General features: G+C 70.0%; 16 protein-coding genes. 5 read left to right on the top strand and 11 right to left on the bottom strand.

Annotated features, from left to right (window positions below; translation table 11 throughout):
* Window positions 1-19 precede the first annotated feature (19 nt).
* On the bottom strand, window positions 20-343 hold the full coding sequence (locus AB6807_RS04060) for a DUF6172 family protein (RefSeq protein ID WP_371083595.1): 324 nt from the start codon (window positions 341-343) through the stop codon (window positions 20-22).
* Between the two features lie 75 nt (window positions 344-418).
* On the opposite strand from AB6807_RS04060, the gene AB6807_RS04055 reads away from it, so the two are divergent.
* Window positions 419-646, top strand: coding sequence for a hypothetical protein (locus AB6807_RS04055; protein ID WP_116908891.1), 228 nt, complete (start codon window positions 419-421; stop codon window positions 644-646).
* Window positions 647-692: 46 nt separating this feature from the next.
* Here the strand turns inward: AB6807_RS04055 and AB6807_RS04050 are convergent, their stop codons facing one another.
* Complete coding sequence (locus AB6807_RS04050; RefSeq protein ID WP_371083594.1) at window positions 693-1,880, bottom strand: PLP-dependent aminotransferase family protein; 1,188 nt, start codon at window positions 1,878-1,880, stop codon at window positions 693-695.
* Window positions 1,881-1,988: 108 nt separating this feature from the next.
* Here AB6807_RS04050 and nth point away from each other — a divergent pair, with 108 nt between their 5' ends.
* Together nth and AB6807_RS04040 are read left to right on the top strand one after the other, a co-directional pair.
* Window positions 1,989-2,636, top strand: coding sequence for an endonuclease III (gene nth / locus AB6807_RS04045; RefSeq protein WP_371083593.1), 648 nt, complete (start codon window positions 1,989-1,991; stop codon window positions 2,634-2,636).
* A 22-nt stretch (window positions 2,637-2,658) separates the two neighbouring features.
* Entirely contained in the window at window positions 2,659-3,525 is an 867-nt protein-coding gene (locus AB6807_RS04040; RefSeq protein WP_371083592.1) for an Ivy family c-type lysozyme inhibitor, read from the top strand.
* A gap of 55 nt (window positions 3,526-3,580) precedes the next feature.
* Here AB6807_RS04040 and AB6807_RS04035 read toward each other — a convergent pair whose 3' ends face one another.
* Window positions 3,581-5,143: a methyl-accepting chemotaxis protein gene (locus AB6807_RS04035; protein ID WP_116908887.1), complete on the bottom strand. Its 1,563-nt coding sequence runs from the start codon at window positions 5,141-5,143 to the stop codon at window positions 3,581-3,583.
* Between the two features lie 135 nt (window positions 5,144-5,278).
* On the opposite strand from AB6807_RS04035, the gene AB6807_RS04030 reads away from it, so the two are divergent.
* Window positions 5,279-8,185, top strand: coding sequence for a LuxR C-terminal-related transcriptional regulator (locus AB6807_RS04030; RefSeq protein ID WP_371083591.1), 2,907 nt, complete (start codon window positions 5,279-5,281; stop codon window positions 8,183-8,185).
* A 51-nt stretch (window positions 8,186-8,236) separates the two neighbouring features.
* Here AB6807_RS04030 and AB6807_RS04025 read toward each other — a convergent pair whose 3' ends face one another.
* From AB6807_RS04025 to AB6807_RS04010, 4 genes are read right to left on the bottom strand one after another with little or no spacing between them, the layout of a single operon-like run.
* A complete protein-coding gene (locus AB6807_RS04025; RefSeq protein WP_371083590.1) occupies window positions 8,237-8,824 on the bottom strand; it encodes a histidine phosphatase family protein in 588 nt (195 codons plus the stop codon).
* Window positions 8,821-9,621 (bottom strand): adenosylcobinamide-GDP ribazoletransferase, encoded by an 801-nt coding sequence (cobS, locus tag AB6807_RS04020; protein WP_116908884.1) that lies wholly within the window; start codon window positions 9,619-9,621, stop codon window positions 8,821-8,823. Before cobS ends, AB6807_RS04025 begins: the two co-directional genes overlap by 4 nt.
* 33 nt (window positions 9,622-9,654) lie before the next feature.
* Window positions 9,655-10,731 carry a nicotinate-nucleotide--dimethylbenzimidazole phosphoribosyltransferase gene (gene cobT, locus AB6807_RS04015; protein WP_371083589.1) on the bottom strand — a complete coding sequence of 359 codons (1,077 nt, stop codon included), beginning with the start codon at window positions 10,729-10,731 and terminating at the stop codon, window positions 9,655-9,657.
* Window positions 10,728-12,212, bottom strand: a complete 1,485-nt coding sequence (locus AB6807_RS04010) for a cobyric acid synthase (RefSeq protein WP_371083588.1) — start codon at window positions 12,210-12,212, stop codon at window positions 10,728-10,730. The genes cobT and AB6807_RS04010 overlap by 4 nt, the downstream gene beginning before the upstream one ends.
* A gap of 174 nt (window positions 12,213-12,386) precedes the next feature.
* Here AB6807_RS04010 and AB6807_RS04005 point away from each other — a divergent pair, with 174 nt between their 5' ends.
* A complete protein-coding gene (locus AB6807_RS04005) occupies window positions 12,387-12,596 on the top strand; it encodes a hypothetical protein (RefSeq protein ID WP_371083587.1) in 210 nt (69 codons plus the stop codon).
* A 101-nt stretch (window positions 12,597-12,697) separates the two neighbouring features.
* Here AB6807_RS04005 and AB6807_RS04000 read toward each other — a convergent pair whose 3' ends face one another.
* From AB6807_RS04000 to AB6807_RS03985, 4 genes are all read right to left on the bottom strand, one after another.
* Window positions 12,698-14,155 carry an efflux transporter outer membrane subunit gene (locus AB6807_RS04000; protein ID WP_116908880.1) on the bottom strand — a complete coding sequence of 486 codons (1,458 nt, stop codon included), beginning with the start codon at window positions 14,153-14,155 and terminating at the stop codon, window positions 12,698-12,700.
* A gap of 24 nt (window positions 14,156-14,179) precedes the next feature.
* Window positions 14,180-17,479: an efflux RND transporter permease subunit gene (locus AB6807_RS03995; RefSeq protein ID WP_371083586.1), complete on the bottom strand. Its 3,300-nt coding sequence runs from the start codon at window positions 17,477-17,479 to the stop codon at window positions 14,180-14,182.
* Between the two features lie 40 nt (window positions 17,480-17,519).
* A complete protein-coding gene (locus AB6807_RS03990; protein WP_116908878.1) occupies window positions 17,520-18,770 on the bottom strand; it encodes an efflux RND transporter periplasmic adaptor subunit in 1,251 nt (416 codons plus the stop codon).
* A 148-nt stretch (window positions 18,771-18,918) separates the two neighbouring features.
* Window positions 18,919-19,848 carry an alpha/beta hydrolase fold domain-containing protein gene (locus AB6807_RS03985; RefSeq protein ID WP_371083585.1) on the bottom strand — a complete coding sequence of 310 codons (930 nt, stop codon included), beginning with the start codon at window positions 19,846-19,848 and terminating at the stop codon, window positions 18,919-18,921.
* Window positions 19,849-19,960 lie beyond the last annotated feature (112 nt).

Genomic DNA, 19,960 nt, shown 5'->3' with positions numbered 1-19,960 from the left:
GGAGGCTCGGTCCGGAGGCTCAGTCCTCTTCGGACGGGGCTTCGGTTTTTTCGCCTGCCGGGCGCGGCGCGCGCTTGGCCGGCCTGGCGACCACCTCGATGTAGAACTGCTTGCCGGCTTCCTTGACCACGCCGTCGATCAGCCCGGTGATGGCCGACAGGTGGACGACTTCGGCCGATTCCTCGGCCGCGCCGAACTTGCAATCGAAGTCCCAGAAGTCGGAGCCTTCGGGCAGAACGCGACGGCGTTCGCGCTTGATGTACTTGCGGATCTCGTGCTTGATGGCTTCGAGGTGACGGTCGGGGTGCTTGCCCTCGACTTGAAGCTGAAAGGTTTTTCTCATGGGTGATCGTAACTCTGTAGCTCGCCCCGCCGTCCTGTGTACAGTCGGCGGCTCTATGGAAAGCAGGTGAAAGACATGGCGCGCGCAAACGACTGGGCAAGCAAGGTGATGGCATTGATCAACGGTGGCAACCCCACGGCGGCCATCGCGCAGATCAAGGTGGCGCCCACGGTCAAGGACCTGAAGGCGCTGCAGACCATCATGACGCTGTCCAAGATGAAAGGCCGCTATCCGAACGTGGATGCGGCCATTGCGGACAACCTGGACCTGCTCGCAGCGCCCAGGCTGCACCGGTCCCCTTGATATCTGATGCCTGATAGCTGAAACCCCGTCTCCGGGGTTTCAGCGCTCAGAGCGCCTGGCCGAGGCGCTTCACGCCTTCCTCGATCTTGGCCACGTCGGCCGTGGCAAAGCTCAGGCGCAGGGTGGCCACATCGGGGTTCTCGGCGAAGAACGGCGCGCCGGGCACAAAGGCCACCAGCTTCTCGATGGCGCGCTTGGCCAGCACGTTGGCATCGGCCAGCTTGCCGTTGGCGCCCGTGAGGCGCGCCCAGAAGAACAGCCCGCCGTTGGGCTGCACGAAGCTCACCGCGTCGCCCAGTTCGCGCTTCAGCGCACTGCCCATGGCCTGTGCGCGCTGGCCGTACACCTCGCGCACATGCGCCAGCGTGCCCGGCATGCGGCCGCTCTTCAGGTACTGCGCGGCCGTGGCCTGCGAGAAGGTGCTGGTGTGCGCGTCGCTGAACTGCTTGCACATGGTGGCCTTGGCCAGCAACTCGGCCGGGGCGATCATCCAGCCGATGCGCAGGCCGGGGCTCAGTACCTTGCTCAGGCTGCCGCAATGGGCGATGAGCTCGCGGCTGCCGGGCACGTCCTTGCTGAGCGCCATGATCGACGGCGGCGGTGCCTCGCCGAAGTACAGGTCGCCGTAGGGGTCGTCCTCGACCACCAGCGTCTGGTACTTCACGGCCAGCTCCAGCACCTTCTTGCGGCGCTCCAGGCTCAGCATGGCGCCGCTGGGGTTGCCGAAGGTGGGAATCAGGTAGACGAACTTGGGCTTGTGCTCGGCGATGAGCTTCTCGAGCTCGTCGGTCTTCACGCCGTTCTCGTCGATGGGCGCGCTGATGAGCTGCGCGCCGTACAGGCGAAAGCACTGGATGGTGGCCAGGAAGGTCGGGCCTTCGACGATGACCTTGTCGCCGGGCGAAATCATGGTCTTGCCCAGCAGGTCGAGCGCCTGCTGGCTGCCGGTGGTGACGATGAGGCCGCTCGGGTCGACCTCGACGCCCTTGGTCTTCATGAAGGCGCTGAGCTGCGTGCGCAGCGGCTCGTAGCCTTCGGTGGCGCCGTATTGCAGCGCGCCGCCGGGCTCCTCGGAAAGTGCCTTCTGGCTCGCCTCCTTCAGGCCCTCGACGTCGAACATGGCGCTGTCCGGGAAACCGCCCGCGAAACTGATGATGCCGGGCGTGCCCAGCAGCTTGAAGAGTTCGCGGATGGCGGAGGTTTCGACGTTGTCGAGGCGGGAGGCGAATTGCATGGTCAGTCTCACTTTCTGGGCGCCATTGTCGCGAAAGCGGCTGGCAATAAAGCTGCGTAGGGCTATCGGATTTCAACGATATATTGCGCTACAGCCGACCCCCGCCCCATGAAAAAAGACAACATTCCCCTCTTCTTCGCCACCCTGCAGGCGGCCAACCCCGAGCCCCGCACCGAGCTCGAATACACCACCCCCTTCGAGCTGCTGGCCGCCGTGCTGCTGTCCGCGCAGGCCACCGACGTGGGCGTGAACAAGGCCACGCGCAAGCTGTTTCCGGTGGCGAACACGCCGCAGGCCATCCACGACCTGGGCGTGGAAGGGCTGGAGGAGTACATCAAGACCATCGGCCTGTACCGCAGCAAGGCCAAGCACCTGATAGAGACCTGCCGCATGCTGGTGGAGCTGCACGGCGGCGAGGTGCCGCGCACCCGCGCCGAGCTGGAAGCCCTGCCCGGCGTCGGGCGCAAGACCGCCAACGTGGTGCTGAACGTGGCCTTCGGCGAGGCGACCATCGCGGTGGACACGCACATCTTCCGCATGGGCAACCGCACCGGCCTGGCGCCGGGCAAGACGCCGCTGGACGTGGAACTCAAGCTGGAGAAGCGCGTTCCACTGGAGTACCGCCTGCACGCGCACCACTGGCTCATCCTGCACGGGCGCTATGTGTGCGTGGCGCGCAAGCCGCGCTGCTGGGAATGCGCGGTGCACACCTTCTGCGCCTACAAGCCCAAGACGCCGGCGCCCAAGACAGCCTGACCGGCACGACATCGAACCCAGAATGAAGACACAGACAAAGCCCACCGCCACCCCGCTCGCCGGCGCCGTGCTCGGCCCCTTGCTCGCCGCCCTGCTCTGCCCCGCCGCGGCCTGGTCGCAGCAAGCGGCCGGCCCCGACGGCCTCAAGCCCGACGCCATGAACCTCTACGGCGGGCGCTGGTCCACCGCCTGCGCGGACGCCGGCGCGCCCACCCTGCAGGTGCGCCAGGACATGCTGATCGCCGAAAGCGGCAAGCGCCGCGTGGTCGGCCGCGCGCCGCAAACGGCCTACAGCTTCTTCGGCAACAGCCCGCCGCCCGCGGGCTTCGACGTGGCACTGATAGGCGATGCCGGCAAGGCCGGTGCGATGACCTTCCTGGTCTACCGCGACGCGCGCGGCCAGTCGATCACGCTGGACGCCGACAAGCCCATCGCCGGCCAGCTCGGCCCCGAGATGATGAAGCTGCGCTACTGGCGCTGCGACGGCGCCGCCCGCGCCGCGCCACCACCTGCCGAGGCACCGGCCGCCAAGGTGCCGCCACCGCCCACCGGCAGCCCCGCCGCGCTGGCCCAGGGCCCCGCCATGCAGAAAGCCTGGCGCACCGCGCTGGGCCCGCGCGAGAACGACCGCTGGCTGGTGCGCCGCGAAGGTCCCGCGCCCGAGCCGCAGTGGGTGACGGTCGATGGCACGCGCTACCTGCTGCACGCCTTCTGCAAGCCGCACGACTGCTACGACAACAACGCCATCGCCCTGTACGACCAGGGCTCGGGCCGCATCTACGGGCTGGTGCAGCGCGACGGGCGCAACCGACTGGTCGGCGCGCCGCCGGCCGCGCTGGCGCCCCAGCTCGACAAGCTCTGGCGCGAGCAGTGGCGCAAGAAGAGCTGAAGGCAGAGCTCAAAAGAAAGGCCGAGCGCCGCCGTGCGCGAGACCGGCCGCGCGCTCAGCGCAGCTTGAACATGCTCACCGCATCCACCAGCCCCGCCGCCTGATCGTTCATCGACTGCGCCGCGGCCGAGGCCTGCTCCACCAGCGCCGCGTTCTGCTGCGTGGTGCGGTCCATCTGCTTGATGGCGTCGTTCACCTGCTCGATGCCGGTGGACTGCTCCTGGCTGGCGGAGGTGATCTCCGCCATGATGTCCGTCACCCGCCGCACGCTGCCCATGATTTCCTCCATGGTCTTGCCGGCCTCGTTGACCAGCGCGCTGCCCGCGTGCACCTCGCTCACCGAGTCGCCGATGAGCGTCTTGATTTCCTTGGCCGCCGCCGCCGAGCGCTGCGCCAGGTTGCGCACTTCCGAAGCCACCACGGCAAAGCCGCGCCCCTGCTCGCCGGCGCGGGCCGCTTCCACCGCCGCATTCAGCGCGAGGATGTTGGTCTGGAAGGAAATGCCGTCGATCACGCCGATGATTTCCACCACCTTGCGCGACGACGCGTTGATCGACGCCATCTTCTCCACCACCTGCTCCACCACCGCGCCGCCGCGCGAGGCCACCTGCGAGGCCGAGTCGGCCAGCTGGTTGGCCAGGCGGGCGTTGTCGGCGTTCTGCTTCACGGTGGAGGTCAGCTCCTGCATGGAGGCCGCCGTCTGCTCCAGCGAGCTGGCCTGCTCCTCGGTGCGCGAAGACAGGTCGCGGTTGCCCGTGGCGATCTGGCCGGAGGCGGTGGCGATCGAGTCGGTGCCCGCGCGCACCTGCCCCACCACCTTGGCCAGCTCGTCGTTCATGGAGCGCAGCGCGTTCATCAGCATGCCCGACTCCGAGCGGTCGGCCACCTCGATGCGCGCCGTGAGGTCGCCCGAGGCCACCTGCTGCGCCACCGTCACCGCCTGCCCCAGCGGCAGGGTGATCGAGCGCGTCATGCGAAACGCCAGCAGCAGCCCGCCCACCAGCGACGCGCCGCTGATCGACAGGATGATCCACTTGGCCCGCTGGTAGGCCGCCTGGGCCGAGGCCGCGCTCTCGTCGGCGCTTTTCTTCAGCACCTGCTGAAACGCCGACACATGCGCCAGCACCTGATTGAGCAGCGGCATGCATTCCTGCGTGAGCACCTTCACCGCCGCCTCGGTCTGGTTGGAGGTGGCCAGCGTCAGCACCTTGGTGGCAATGGGCAGGTACAGCGCCTCCAGCGCGCGCAGCTTCTCCAGCATCTGGCGCTCCTCGGCGCTGGCCGAGGCCGGGTCGGCCATGACGGTGCCCAGCGCCTGCAGGCCGGCGTCGATCTCGCGCTGCGAGCGCGACACCAGCTCGACGTCGCCCTTCTGCGCCGCGGCGTCCGTCACCAGCGCCAGGTTGCGCGCCGCGATGGCCCGCTTGCCGATGGCGGACTGCACGTTGTTCAGCTGGTCGAGCTTGCGCGCCCCGACCTCGGTCGCGAACGCGATGCGGTCCGACAGGTTGGCCATCTCGTGCAGGCCGATGCCCGCGATGACCAGTTGCAACAACAGCAACAGCGCAAAACCCAGTCCGAGGCGGGCACCGATTTTGAGATTCGAGAGATCGAACATATGCAGGGCTCCATGGTGGTTCATCACCTCATCGGCGCCCTTTGTGCGCACCACCCCGCCCTTGAAGGGTGGGGTGGGCAAACCCTCAAATATGGGATACATCTTGCCGGCTGGATGACTGAGAATGCCCGGCAAATGCAACCAGCCCCATTTGCAGGTTCAGCCGCAAGTTCACACACAGGTGCGCACGCCGGCTCGCTCCCTGGCTCACCGGCCGTTTCGGCCGGCACGCCCGCGCTGCGCACCCGGAGCCGCCGGCTGCTGGTTCGCCAGGCGCTGCTCCAGCGGCTTTCTCCGGTGCCCGGGCGCCGCTGCATCGTGCTGCGCGCGCCGGCCGGGTTCGGCAAGAGCTCGCTGCTGCTCACCTGGCAGCGCGAGCTGGTGGCCGAGGGCATCGACATCGCCTGGGTGCGGCTGGCCGAGCTTGCCGAGCTGACGGTCAACGGCGAAGGCGACCTGCACTTCATGACCGCGCTGATGGGCGCGCTGGCCGCCGTGGACGCCGCCATCGCGCGCCACGCCGTGGCGCACGCCCAGCCCGACGCCGACGCCATCGAGCGGCTGGTCATCGCGCTGGTGCGCGGCATTGCCGCCCATGGCCGGCAGATCGTGCTGGTGGTGGACGACGTGCACAGCGCGCAAAGCGAAAACGTGCACATCGCCCTGCAGCTGCTGGTCGCGTACGCGCCGCCCAACCTGCTGTGCGTGTTCGCCAGCCGCAACAGCCTGCCCATGACGCTGGCGCCCGCCCCGGGCGCGGACACCGTGCTGACGCTGGAAAGCGACGACCTGCGCTTCAGCCTGCAGGAGTCGGTCGACTACCTGCGCATGCGCCTGCCCGACCTGGACGAGCGCAGCGCCGCCGCCCTGCACCGTCTGGCCGACGGGTGGCCGGCGCTGCTGCGGCTGGCCAGCGCCGACCTGCGCCGGCGGCGCAGCGCACGGCCGTTGCCGCCCGAAGGCGTGCCCGACCTGGCGCCCTTCGCCGCGTACTTCGGCGCCCACGTGTTCCCGCGGCTCTCCGTCACGCAATTGCGTTTGCTCACCCTGTGCGCGGCGCCCACCCGCTTCAGCGCCGCGCTGTGCGCCGAGCTGGCCGGCACGGGCTACAGCGCGGCCCAGTGCGCGGAGCTGCTCGTGCCCGCGGCGCGCGAGGGCCTGCTGCGTGGTGTGACCCCAGGTGCCACGGGCGCCCCAGGTGCTATGGGCGCAACGGGCGACCCAGCCGAACCGGGTAGCCTCGTCAGTGCACCGCAGGCCCCGGCCGACGAACGCTGGTGGCAGCTGCACCCGCTGCTGCGCCGCGTGCTGCTGGCGCGCCTGGCGTCGTGGCCCGAGGCCGAGCGGCAGAAGCTGCACGCCAAGGCCTGGCCGTCGCTGGCATTGCGCGGCATGCACCACCAGGCCGTGCGCCATGCGCTCGCCGCCCACGACCACGCGGCCGCCGCCCGGCTGGCCGAGCGCGGCGCGGTGGCTCTGTTCGTGCAGGGCAAGCTCATCGAGGCCATCGCCCTGGTGCGCCAGCTCGACCCGGCCACGCTGGGCGACAACCCCAACCTGCGTCTGTGGGCCGCCTGGGTCGAGCTGGCCGACTACCGGCTCGACGACTGCGCCCGCAGCATTGCCGCCCTGCGCGCCGAGCCGGGCGGCATCGAGCCCGCCATGCGCTACCGGCTGACCCTGCTGGAATGCCTGCTCGCCATTCGGCGCGACGACAGCGACGCGCTGCAGCAACTGCTATCGCAGCTTCTGGCGCCACCGGCGGCGGCGGACGATTTCGCGCGCGCCGGCCGGCGCAACGTGCTCACCTGGCTGCACCTGCGCAACGGCGAGTTCGAGCGCGCCCGCCAGATCCAGCGCGACGAGCCGCTGGCCATGATCGGCGCCGAACCCGTGGTCGAGACCCTGTTCGGCTCGCTGGTGGGCCAGTGCCTGGTCGGGCTGTCGTACGCGGCCGAGGGCCAGGTGCACGGCGCGGAGCGCATCTACCGCAACGTGCTGCGCGAGATGCACGAGCGCGGCACCCGCTGCACCGAGGTGCGCCGGCTCACGGCGCAGCTGCTGGCCGAGGTGCTGTACGAACGGCACGGCCCGCTGGTGGCCGCGCGCTCCATTGAGGAGCAGCCGGGCACGCAGAGCGGCCTGATTCCCGACACCACGCTGCGCATGATCCTGGTCGCGAACCGCGCCCTGCAGGCCGCCGGCCGGTGGCGCGAGGCGCTGGAGCACCTGGCGCAGGCGGCCGCCTTCCTGCAGCGCCAGGGCATCGACCGGGGGCTGGCCTGCGTGCTGCTGGAGCAGTTGCAGGTGCAGCTGACACGCAACGACTCCGACGCCGCACGCGCCACCCTGCAGGACCTGGAGGCGCTGCATGCGCTGCACCCCGACGTGGAATCGGGCGCGCTGCGGCAGGTGGCCGATTCGGTGGCGCAGGCGCGCATCCGCCTGGCCATGCACGACAACCAGCCCGCCCAGTTACCGCTGCTGCTGTCGCACATCGAGGCCCTGGCGCTGCGCTACCGGCAGCGCGGGCAGGTCGGGCTGGGTGTCGCGCTGCAGTTGCAGGCGGCCGAAATCGAGCGCCGGCTCGGGCGCACCGAGGCCTCGGGCGCGCGGGTGCGCGCCGCGCTTCGCCTGGGCCACCGGCTGGGGCTGATGCAGACGCTGCTGGGCGCGCACGACAACGCCCTGGCATTGATCCGGGCCGCGCGCGCGGTGCCCAACCTCGACCCGGTGCTGGTGTTCTTCGCCGAGCGCATCGAGGCGCTGGCCAAGCCACCGCAGCCGCGCGACGAGCACGCCGGCCAAGGCGCCTCGACGATTTCGCGCGACGACCGCGGCCTGGTGCGCCTGCTCACGCTGCGCGAGGCCGAGGTGGTCGAGCTGCTGGTGCAGGCCATGCCCAACAAGAAGATCGCGCTCACGCTCGGCCTGTCGCTGGACACGGTCAAGTGGCACCTGAAGAACATCTACCTGAAGCTGGACGCGCACGGCCGCGACGCCGTGGCCAAGCGCCTGCGGATGGAGCGCGAAGGCAAGTAGCGAGCGGTGGCCGGCGACCCGTGCGCCGCGGCCCGCCCTGCTTAGGCTTGTTCAGCCGGGCGAACGCTCGAAAGTCAGCCAGCCCCCGAAGGCCAGCTCGCCCACGGGCCAGTCGGCCGCGGTCTGCACGCAGCGCATGCCGCGCTGCAGGAGCGTGACCGCGCGCAGCACCCCGGCATGCGTGACCCACAGCGCATCGCCCTCGCCGGCTTGCCATTCGTCGTGCACCGCGGCCACGCGCCCCATGAAGTCGCGCACGCTCTCGCCGTGCGCGCCGGCGGGCGCATCGGCGAAATCGGCCGTCCACGCCTCGAAGTCCTCGCGCGGAATGTCGGCCCAGGGCCGGCCTTCCCAGGCGCCGAAATCCATCTCGGCCAGGCGGGCGTCGTGCCGCAGCTGCAGATCGGGCCGCAGCGCGACGATCGCGTCTGCCAGTTCCGCGCACCGCCGCAGCGGCGAGCTGAGCAGGACAAGACCGGCCGGCAGCAGCGGCGCGATGCGCTGCGCCGCGTCGCGCGTGCCCTGCGCGTGCGCCTGCAGGTTGGTGGCGCCGTAGCACAGGCCGGGTTCGGCGACCACCGGTGCGTGGCGCTGGAGCCAGAGCGTCCTGCGGGCGGTGTTCATACCAGGCGCGGTCATGCGTGGGCCTGCCAGGCCAGCGCGAGGTAGATCGCCAGCTCGCACACCTGCTGGGTCGCGCCCAGCCCGTCGCCGGTAAAGCCCTGCAGGCGCCGCAGGAAGAGCCGCGCCATCCACAGCGCCGCGAGCGCCGCCGCCGCCAGCGCCGCGAGCACGTGCGCCGCGTCGTGCGCCTGCAGCAGCAGCACCACGGCCGGCACCGCCCACACGAAGGCGATGGCCAGGGCGCCGCGGCTGATGGCGTCGGCCAGCGGCTTCGCCTTGCTGGCGCCGCTGTCGCCCACATACGGCAGCCAGCGAATCAGGAACAGCGGCATCAGCCGCGACAGCACATGCGCGCCGACGATGGCCAGCGCCGCCGCCTGCAGCCCGCGCGCGGCCAGCGCGGCGAGCAGCGCAAACTTCAGGCCCAGCGCCAGCACCAGCGCCACCGCGCCGAAGGCGCCGATGCGCGAGTCCTTCATGATCTCCAGCGCCCGCTCGCGCTGTGCCGAGCCGCCCAGCCCGTCGGCCACGTCGGCCAGCCCGTCTTCATGGAAGGCGCCGGTCAGCATCACCGTGGCGATGGTGCTCAGCACCGCGGCAACCAGCGCGCCCGCCACGCCCGGCAGGCCCATGCCGACGCCGGTGAACACCAGCGCCGCCACCGCCCCCACCAGCCAGCCGATGCCCGGCAGGTGCGCCGCGCTGGCGCGCAGCATCTGCGGGCTGAAGCCGACCCACGCCGCGAGCGGCCCGGTGACGGGCACGCGCGTGAAGAACTGCAGCGCCAGGAGAAAGTGTCGAACGCCGTTCATTCGTGGCGCCCCTGGATTTCCGGGGACCTGGCCTCAGGCATCCTTGCGCGACACGCCGGCCGCCTCGAAGCTCGCCATCTCGCGCAGGATGCGGCAGGCCGACTCCAGCAGCGGCCACGCCAGCGCGCCGCCCGAGCCCTCGCCCAGGCGCAGCTCCAGGTTCAGCAGCGGGTCCAGCCCCAGGCGCGCCAGCAGCAGCACATGCCCCGGCTCGGCCGAGCAGTGCGCGGCCACGCAGCGCTGCACCACCATCGGCTGCAGCGCCTGCGCCACCAGCACGGCCGAGCTGGCGATGAAGCCGTCGACCACGATCACGCGGCGCTCCTCGGCCGCCTGCAGCACGGCGCCCACCAGCGTGGCGATCTCGAACCCGCCGAAGGCGGCCAGCGCTTCCAGCGGCGCCGCGGCCGCCGCGTGCAGCGCCAGCACCTCGCCGAGCACCTCGCGCTTGCGCGCCAGGCCCGCGGCGTCCAGCCCGGTGCCGATGCCGATGCAGTCGTCCAGATGCAGCGCGCCCAGACGCGCCAGCAGCAGCGCCGCCGACGAGCTGTTGCCGATGCCCATCTCGCCCAGCAGCAGCGCGTTGCCCGGCAGCGCGCGCACCACCTCGCGGCCGTTGGCAATGGCCTGGGCGCATTGCGCCGCCGTCATGGCCGGGCCGGCGGACGCGTCGGCCGTGCCCGCGGCGATGCGGCGCGACACCAGCCCGGGGCGCGGCTGAAAGTCGCGCCGCACGCCGCAGTCGACCACCGTGAGCGCCAGGCCATGCTGGCGCGCGAGCACGCTCACGGCGGCACCGCCGGCCAGGAAGTTCTCCACCATCTGCCAGGTCACGTCGCTCGGATACGCCGACACGCCGCGCGCCGCCAGACCGTGGTCGCCCGCGCACACCAGCATCTGCGGCGCCTCGAGCACCGGTTGCTCGCTGCCCAGGATGGCGCCGATGCGCAGCGCCAGCGCCTCGAGCCGGCCGAGCGCGCCCAGCGGCTTGGTCTTGTTGTCGAGCACGTGCTGGAGCCGGGCGACGAGCGGCGCGTCGTACAGGTCGGAAACAGTTGGAATGGCGGGAATGGCGGGAATGGCAGGAGTGGAAAAGGAGGAATCGGTCATGCAATCAGTCCGGCGAGCACGCCGGCGTCGAAGTGGGTGTCGATGAAGTCGGCCAGGCCGTCGAAGGTGGCGTCCAGCGTGGGCGTGGCGGCGCCGAAGAGCGCGTGCAGCGCGCCCGGGTCTTCGAACAGGCCGTGCAGGTAGATGCCCAGCACGTTGCCGCGCGCGTTCTGCCAGGCCAGCCCGTCGGGCATCACGGCCTGGCCGTCTCGCGCCATCTGCGGGTGCTCGGCGGTCTGGCCGTGATGGATCTCGTAGCCGGCGACGGTGACGCCGGAGAGCGCGCCCCAGGCGCCGCTCTGTTCGCCGTTCAGCTCCCCGCGCAGTTTGTCGAAGCGCGCCGTGCGGTGCCGCACCGTTTTCTCGCGCGCGAACACCGTCACCAGCGGCAGCAGGCCGAGCCCCGGCGCGTTGCCGTCGATGCCGTGCGGGTCGACCAGCGCCTCGCCCAGCATCTGCAGCCCGCCGCAGATGCCCAGCACCGCGCCGCCGCGTTCGGCGTGCGCGGCCACGGCGCGGTCCAGCCCCTGCGCGCGCAGCCAGGCCAGGTCGCCGCTGGTGTGCTTGGAGCCGGGCAGCACGATCCAGTCGGCCGCGGCCACGTCGGCCGGCGTGCGCGCCCAGACCAGGCGCACGCCCGGCACGTTCTTCAGCGCCTGGAACTCGTCGAGGTTGCTGATGCGCGGGTACGCCACCACGGCAACGGTGCAAGACACGGCACCGCTGCTGCGGCTGCGGTCGTCGAACACGCCGTCTTCTTCGGGCAGGCCGTGCTGCCACCACATGGGCAGCGTGGCCACGGTGGGCACGCCGGTCAGCGCCTGCAGTTGCTGCGGCGCCGGGGCCAGCAGCGAGGCGTCGCCGCGGAACTTGTTGAGCACGAAGCCGCGCAGCAGCGCGCGGTCGGCCTCCGGCAGCAGCGCCCAGGTGCCGTACAGGTGGGCGAAGGCGCCGCCGCGGTCGATGTCGGTCGCCAGCAGGCAGCGTGCCTGCGCGTGCCGGGCGATGCGCATGTTGACGATGTCGCTGGCCATCAGGTTGATTTCGGCCGGCGAACCGGCCCCTTCGATGACGACCACGTCGTTCTCGGCGCGCAGCTCGTCCAGCGCCTGCGCAATCTGCGGCCACACGCGCTCGCTGCGCCCGCGCCAGGGCAAGGCCGAGAGTTCTTCGCTGACCTGCCCCATCAGCACCACCTGGCTGTGGGTGTCGCGCTCGGGCTTGAGCAGCAGCGGGTTCATGCGCACGTCGGGCACGGCGTGGGCGGCCAGGGCCTGGAAGTACTGGGCGCTGCCGATTTCGCCGCCGCCCACCACGCGGGCGTTGTTGCTCATGTTCTGCGCCTTGAAAGGCGCCACTTTCAGGCCGCGCCGCGCATACCAGCGGCACAGCGCGGTGGCCAGCCAGCTCTTGCCGGCCCCGCTGGTGGTGCCCAGCACCATGACGCACAGCGCCGGCCCGTTTTTCGCCTTTGAACTCATCGGCGGATTGTCGTTGAGGCCGATTCCTGACGATGGATACCGACGAAATGCGACATTTTTCACACCTGACGCATTGCAAATGCAGTCGATGAATCCAAAAGTACCTGTTGTTGCGTAGACAGGGCATCACACACAACGCATTGCACCCAGGGACCCATGCCAGCTTTGAACGATTTGGCTCTTGCCGTCGAAGAACGTGAACCCGGCCAGTTTTTCTGGACGCTGCTCGAAGCCCACCACGGCGGCGACTCGTCGGAAACGCTCGACTACCGCGTGTACCGCACCGCCACCAAGCCCCAGGCCAGCTACTCGAACGCGCTGGCCATGGGCGTGTCGGAACTGCAAAAAATAAGCGCCGCCGCAGGCCCAGCCTCTCACGGCTGAACCCACGGCGGCGCAAAGACCGCCTTCTCTGGCGTTCAGGCTTTCAAACTTTTCCTTGATTCCTTCGCTTCTTCCCTAGCCGGCCACGGACCACGGACCGCTCAACGCGCGGCCACGGTCTGCGCGGGCGCGTCCCAGCCCCCGCCGATGGCGCGGATCAGCCCCACCGCCGCCTGGTACTGCGCCGACTTCACCTGCAGCGCCTGGCGGCGGTTGCGCAGCTCGCTGCGGCGCGCGTCCAGCAGGTCGAGCTGGCTGATGTAGCCGTTGCGGTAGCGCGTGTCCGACAGGCTGGTGGCGCGCTGCGCCGAGGTGACCGCCTGCGCCTGCACCACCGACTGCTCCTGCAGGATGCGGATGGACGACAGCTGGTCTTCCACCTCCTGGAACGCGGTGAGCACCTGCGTGCGGTAGCTGGCCAGCGCGCCGTCGAGCTGCGCATTGGCGCCCTGCACGCCGGCCTCGCGGCGCCCGCCGTCGAAGATCGGCAGCGACAGCAGCGCGCCCACGCCCCACGAGCGGGCCGACCACTTGAAGAGGTCGCCGATTTCGGGCGAGGCGTAGCCGGCCGCGCCGGTCAGCGAAATGTCCGGAAACCACGCGGTCTGCGCCACGCCCACGCGGGCCTGCGCGGCCATCACCGCGCTCTGCGCGGCCGACACGTCGGGCCGGCGCGTGAGCACGGTGCCGGGCACGCCGGGCGGAATCGACGGCAGGGCCGTCGACCATTCGTCGCTGCGCAGCGCGAAGCTGGAGGCCGAATCGCCCACCAGCACGGCGAGCGCATGTTCGACCTGGGCGCGCTGGCGATCGAGCGCCAGCGCGTCCGACTCGGTCGACGACACCTCGGTCTGCACGCGCGCCACGTCGAGCTCGGCGATGTCGCCGGCCTGCTCGCGGCGCTGCGACAGGCGCAGGGTGTCGCGGTAGGCCTCGACCTGCTCGCGCACCAGGGCGCGCTCGGCGTCCAGCGCGCGCAGCTGCAGGTAGGTTTGCGCCACCTCGGCCTGCACCGCCAGGCGCGTGCTCTGCAGCAGCGCCTCGCGGCCGGCCGCGTCGAGCTGGGCCGCGTTGCTGGCGCCCGACAGCCGGCCGAACAGGTCGACCTCGTACGAGAAGGTGGCGCCGATGTTGGTGATCGTCGCCGGCCGGGTGCTGGCCGTGGCCTTGTCCAGGCCCGCGCCGCGGTTGGCGCCGGCCCCCAGGCCGATCTGCGGCAGGCGGTCGGCGTTGGCGCTGCGCGCCAGCGCGCGGGCCTCGGCCAGCCGCGCGGCCGCGGCCTGGATGTTGTTGTTGTTCACGTCGGCCTTCTCGACCAGCGCATTCAGCGCCGGGTCGTTGAAGGCCAGCCACCAGGCGCCGCGGGCCTTGGCCTCGGCGGGCAGGGCCCGCGTGAAGCCGGCCGGCGGCGTGGCGCCCTGCTCCTTGAACTGCGCCGTGGTCGTGATTTCGGGCACGCCCGAAGGCACGGTGGCACAGCCGGCCAGCACCAGGGCGGCCATCAGCGGCAGCAAGGCCGTGCGGAGCGGTCTTACCAGAGGTTGTACTGAGAATTTCATGATCAGCTTTCTCTTTCTTGTCGATCAGGCGTCATGCGAGGGGCGCGGCGACGCGGGCACCGGGTGCAGCCCGCCACCACCCGAACCACCATGCGGGCCCTGTGGTCCTTGCGGGCCTTGCGATGCAGGCGCCGCCGGATGCTCCGCCGACACGAACTCGTCGCCATGCGGCACTTCGCCATGCAGCTTCAGCGGCTTGTTGCCCGCCAGGCGGCGCAGCAGCACATAGAACACCGGCGTCAGGAACAGGCCGAAGGCCGTCACGCCGATCATTCCGGCGAACACCGCCACGCCCATGGCCTTGCGCATTTCAGAGCCGGCGCCGGTCGACAGCACCAGGGGCAGCACACCCATCACGAAGGCCAGCGAGGTCATCAGGATCGGGCGCAGGCGCAGGCGGCTGGCCTCGATGGCGGCTTGCACCGGCGTTCGCCCGGCAAACTCCAGCTCCCGTGCGAACTCCACGATCAGAATCGCGTTCTTCGCACTCAGCCCCACCAGCACGATCAGCCCGATCTGCGTGAAGACGTTGTTGTCACCCCCCGATATCCATACGCCCGCCATCGCGGCCATGATGCCCATCGGCACGATCAGGATGATGGCGATCGGCAGCGTCAGGCTCTCGTACTGCGCGGCCAGCACCAGGAACACCAGCAGGATGGCCAGCGGGAACACCAGGAAGGCGGAGTTGCCGGCCAGGATTTCCTGGTACGTCAGCTCGGTCCACTCGAAGCTCACACCCTTGGGCAGCGTTTCGGCGGCAATCTTGGTGATCGCGTCCTGCGCCTGGCCCGACGAATAGCCCGGTGCCGGGCCACCGTTGATGTCGGCGGCCAGGTAGCCGTTGTAGCGCATGGCGCGTTCCGGCCCGAAGGTCGAGTTGACCTTCATCAGCGCGGCCAGCGGCACCATCTCGCCCGAGGTCGAGCGCACCTTCAGCAGGCCCACGTCTTCGGCACGGGCGCGGTAAGGCGCGTCGGCCTGCACCCGCACGCTGTACGTGCGGCCGAACTTGTTGAAGTCGTTCGCGTACAGGCTGCCCAGGTAGATCTGCATGGTGTCGAAGATGTCCGTCACCGGCACTCCGAGCTGTCGCGCCTTGGTGCGGTCGATGTCTGCGTACAGCTGCGGCACGTTGACCTGCCAGCTCGTGAACATGCCGGCCAGCTCGGGCGCGGCCTGCGCCTTGGCCATGAAGGCCTTCACCGCCTGGTCCATCTGGTCGTAGCCGACCGAGGCGCGGTCTTCCAGTTGCAGCTTGAAGCCGCCCGTGGTGCCCAGGCCCGCCACCGGCGGCGGCGGGAACATGACGATGAACGCGTCCTGGATGCCGGCGAAGGCACCGTTCAGCTGGCCGGCCACCGCGCCGCCGCTCTGGTCGGGGCGCTTGCGCTCGTCGAAGGGCTTGAGCGTGGCGAACACGATCCCCGAGTTGGAGCTGTTGGTGAAGCCGTTGATCGACAGGCCCGGGAACGCGATGGCGTCCTGGATGTTCGGGTTCTTCTTCATGATGTCGCCCATGCGGGTGATCACGTCTTCGGTGCGGTCCAGCGTGGCACCGTCGGGCAGTTGCGCAAAGCCGATGAGGTATTGCTTGTCCTGCGCCGGCACGAAGCCGCCGGGCACCGCCTTGAACAGACCGAAGGTCACGGCGATGAGCGCCACGTAGATCACCAGCATCAGCGACTTGCGCGAGATGACGCTCTTCACGCCGCCGCTGTAGGCCTCCGAACCGCGATGGAACATGCGGTTGAAGCCGCGGAACAGCCAGCCGAAGGCCTTGTCCATGCCGCGCGTCAGCGCGTCCTTGGGCTGGTCGTGGCCGCGCAGCAGCAAGGCGGCGAGCGCGGGCGACAGCGTGAGCGAGTTGATGGCGGAGATCACCGTCGAGATCGCGATGGTCACCGCGAACTGGCGGTAGAACTGGCCCGTGAGGCCGCTGATGAAGGCCAGCGGCACGAACACGGCCACCAGCACCAGCGCAATGGCGATGATGGGGCCCGACACCTCGCGCATGGCGCGGTAGGTTGCCTCACGCGGCGAAAGCCCCGCCTCGATGTTGCGCTCCACGTTCTCCACCACCACGATGGCGTCGTCCACCACGATGCCGATGGCCAGCACCAGCCCGAACAGGCTCAGCGCGTTGATCGAGAAGCCCAGCACATGCAGCACCGCGAAGGTACCGATCACCGACACCGGCACGGCCAGCAGCGGAATGATGGAAGCGCGCCACGTCTGCAGGAACAGGATCACCACCAGCACCACCAGCATGATGGCTTCGAGCAGGGTGTGGATCACCGACTCGATCGACGCCCGCACGAACTGCGTGGGGTCGTAGGCGATGCGGTATTCCAGGCCCTCGGGCATGTTCTTGTTGAGCTCTTCCATCGTCTTGCGCACGTTCGACGAGATGTCGAGTGCGTTCGAGCCCGGTGCCTGGAACACGCCCATGCCCACGGCCGGGTCGTTGTTCAGCAGCGAACGCAGCGAGTAGTCGGCGGCGCCCATTTCGAGGCGGCCGATGTCGCGCAGCCGGGTCACGGCGCCGTCGGTGCCGCTCTTGACGATGATGTCGCCGAATTCTTCTTCGCTCTGCAGGCGCCCTTGCGCATTGATGGAGAGCTGCATGTCCACGCCCGACAGGCCCGGAGAAGCGCCCACCACGCCGGCCGCGGCCTGCACGTTCTGGCCACGGATGGCGGCCACCACGTCGCTGGCCGAGAGGCCGCGCTGCGCGACCTTCTGCGGGTCGAGCCACACGCGCATCGAGTAGTCGCCGCCGCCGAAGATCTGCACCTGGCCCACGCCTTCGATGCGCGCGAGCGGGTCCTTCACGTTCAGCACCGCGTAGTTGCGCAGGTAGTTGATGTCGTAGCGGTTGTTCGGCGAGACGAGGTGGACCACCATCGTCAGGTCGGGCGCGCTCTTCACGGTCGTGATGCCGAGCCGGCGCACTTCCTCGGGCAGGCGCGGCTCGGCTTGCGAGACGCGGTTCTGCACCAGCTGCTGCGCCTTGTCGGGGTCGGTGCCCAGGCGGAAGGTGACGGTCAGCGTGAGCACGCCGTCGGTGGTGGCCTGGCTGCCCATGTAGAGCATGCCCTCGACGCCGTTGATCTGCTCCTCGATGGGCGTGGCAACGGTCTCGGCGATCACCTTGGGGTTGGCCCCGGGGTACGTGGCGCGAACCACCACCGAGGGCGGCGCGACTTCGGGGTACTCCGAGATCGGCAGCCCGCGCAGCGCGATCAGGCCGGCTATCAGCATCAATAGCGACAGCACGCCGGCAAAGATCGGCCGGTCGATGAAGAATTTTGAGAGATTCATGTTGGTTCTCCGGCGGGCGCGCAAGCGCCCTCCTCCGAAATCAGGACTTCGCGGCCTCGGCCACGCGTTCCGGTTGTTGTTGCTTGGGGTCGGCCTTGGCGTCCATGGTCACTTGCTGCGGCGCCACCAGCGCACCCGGGCGGATGTGCTGCAGGCCGTTGACCACCACGCGGTCGCCCGCCTTCAGGCCCTTGCTCACGACACGCAGGCCGTTGATGGAGGCGCCCAGCGCCACTTCGCGGTAGACGGCCTTGTTGTCTTCACCCACGACCATCACGAATTTCTTGTTCTGGTCGGTGCCGATGGCGCGTTCGCTCACGAGCAGCGCCGTGTCGTTGCGCGCCTGGCCCATGCGGATGCGGGCGAACTGGCCCGGAATGAGCGCGCCGTCCTTGTTGTCGAACGAGGCACGCACGCGCACCGTGCCGCTGCGGGCGTCGACCTGGTTGTCGATGAGCTGCAGCTTGCCGGTGAAGGGCGTGCCCTCGAGGCCGGCGGTGCCCATCTGCACGGGAATGGTGTCGATCAGGCCGCGGGCGCTGGAGCCGCTCGGCAGGTCTTTCAGGGCACGGGTGATGACCTGCTCGTCGGCGTCGAAGCTCGCGTAGATCGGGCTCACCGACACCAGCGTGGTCAGCACCGGGGCGCCCGGACCGGCCGCCACCAGGTTGCCCACCGTGACCTCGATCTTGCCGATGCGGCCCGACACCGGGGCGCGAACCTGGGTGTAGCCCAGGCTCAGGCGCGCCGTTTGCAGCTGGGCCTGCGCCGCGCGCAGGTTGGCGTTGGCCTCGCTGCCGGCGTTCACGCGCTCGTCGTACTCGCGCTGGGCAATGGCCTTGTCGTCCCACAGGCGCTTGGCGCGCTCCTGCTCGCTGCGGCTGAACGACTGGCGGGCCTGGGCGGAGGCCACCTGGGCTTCGGCGCGCTCGACCTCGGCCGCGTAGGGCGCGGGGTCGATGGTGACCAGCAGGTCGCCCTGCTTCACCAGCGCGCCTTCACGGAAGTGCACCGACTGCACGGCGCCCGCCACGCGGGAGCGCACATCGACGCGCTCCACGGCTTCGAGCCGGCCCGAGAACTCGTCCCAGGCGTTGATTTCGCTCGAGGCCACGGTGGCCACCGACACGGGCGTGGCCTGCGGCGCCGCCGGTGCGCCGGTGGCTTCGGCCTTGAAACTGTGCATGCCCAGCACGGCGGCGGCCACGGCCAGCACCGCGGTCAGGCCGGTCACGGCGGGCCACAGCGCCTTGGGGGCGGTGGAAGACAGCTTTTTTTCGTTGTTCGACATGATGTTTCGTCCTTCTCGATGACTTTTGGGATGCAACAGGCCAGCCCGGCGCTTTTCGGCACCAGGAGGCGAAATTCAGGAAAAAAAGGGCCCTCGCACGCTGCCGCGCTGGCAGCGTGTCGATCAGGCAGCCGGGGCGGGCCGGGTGTTAACTGGGGTGGTTGGGGGCCGTGCGCGAAGCAGCGGCCGATGGCTTGGCAGCGGCCGATGCCGTGGTGGTCGACGCCGCCTGTGGCGAGGTGGCGCTGAAGAACTCACGGAAGTGCCGCTGCACCGTGGCCTCACAGGCCACGCAAGCCGTGTTCTCGGTGTCGTACAGCGCCTTGGGCCAGTTCGAGGCGCTGGGCAGCACGCTGCTCGTCACGTCGATGCCGGCGCCGCGCAGGCGGTTGGCGAAGGCCATGGCCTCGTCGTGCATGGCGTCGTCCGCGCCCACCAGCACCAGGGCCGGTGCCAGCGCCGCCAGCCGCAGCGAACCGCTGGGCACCGCGTAGGGGTGCGTGGCGTTCGAGGGGCAGCTCAGGTACTTTTCCCAGCCGCTGGCCCAGCGGCACTCGGGCGCGTCGTTGGTGGCCTTGCGCAGCGAGGCGGTGCCGGCGCACGGGTCGAGCATGGGCGACAGCAGGATCTGCCCGGCGATGGGCGGATGGGCCCGGTCGCGCGCAATCAGCGCCACCGCCGCGGCCAGGTTGCCGCCGGCTTCCTCGCCGGCCAGGTACACCTGGGTGCCCTTGCCGCCGAGCTTGGTGCGTTGCTTGTAGAGCCATTCGAGGGCGGCGTAGCCCACCTCGATGGGTTCGGGGAACGGCACCAGCGGATACGCCAGCGAAACCACCACCGCGCCCGCGCCTGAGAGCAGCCGCGCCACGTTGCGCCCGTTGTCCAGGCCGCCGCACGTGAAGGTGCCGCCGTGGAAGTGCAGCACCAGCGGCACCACTTCGCCCTTGGCCCGCTGCCCGTACACACGGGCGGCGACCGGCTCGCGGCCGGGCAGCTCGATCGAAAGATCGGCTTCCACGCCTTGCGTGGCGGCGCGGACGGCAGCTTCGGCAGAAAGGGACGATGGAGCGGGTGACATGGGCGACCTCTGGGGAATAGGGTGATCGGACTATTGCGCGATGGATGAAATATAAGGCGCGGGCTGTGACGTTAAACAGGGTTCATGCCCCTACTCTGTTTCCAATCCGCTA

Origin of the sequence: Variovorax sp. RCC_210 (genome assembly GCF_041355175.1) — a bacterium.
Taxonomy (GTDB): domain Bacteria; phylum Pseudomonadota; class Gammaproteobacteria; order Burkholderiales; family Burkholderiaceae_C; genus Variovorax.
This window is presented reverse-complemented; position numbering and strand designations above follow the sequence as displayed.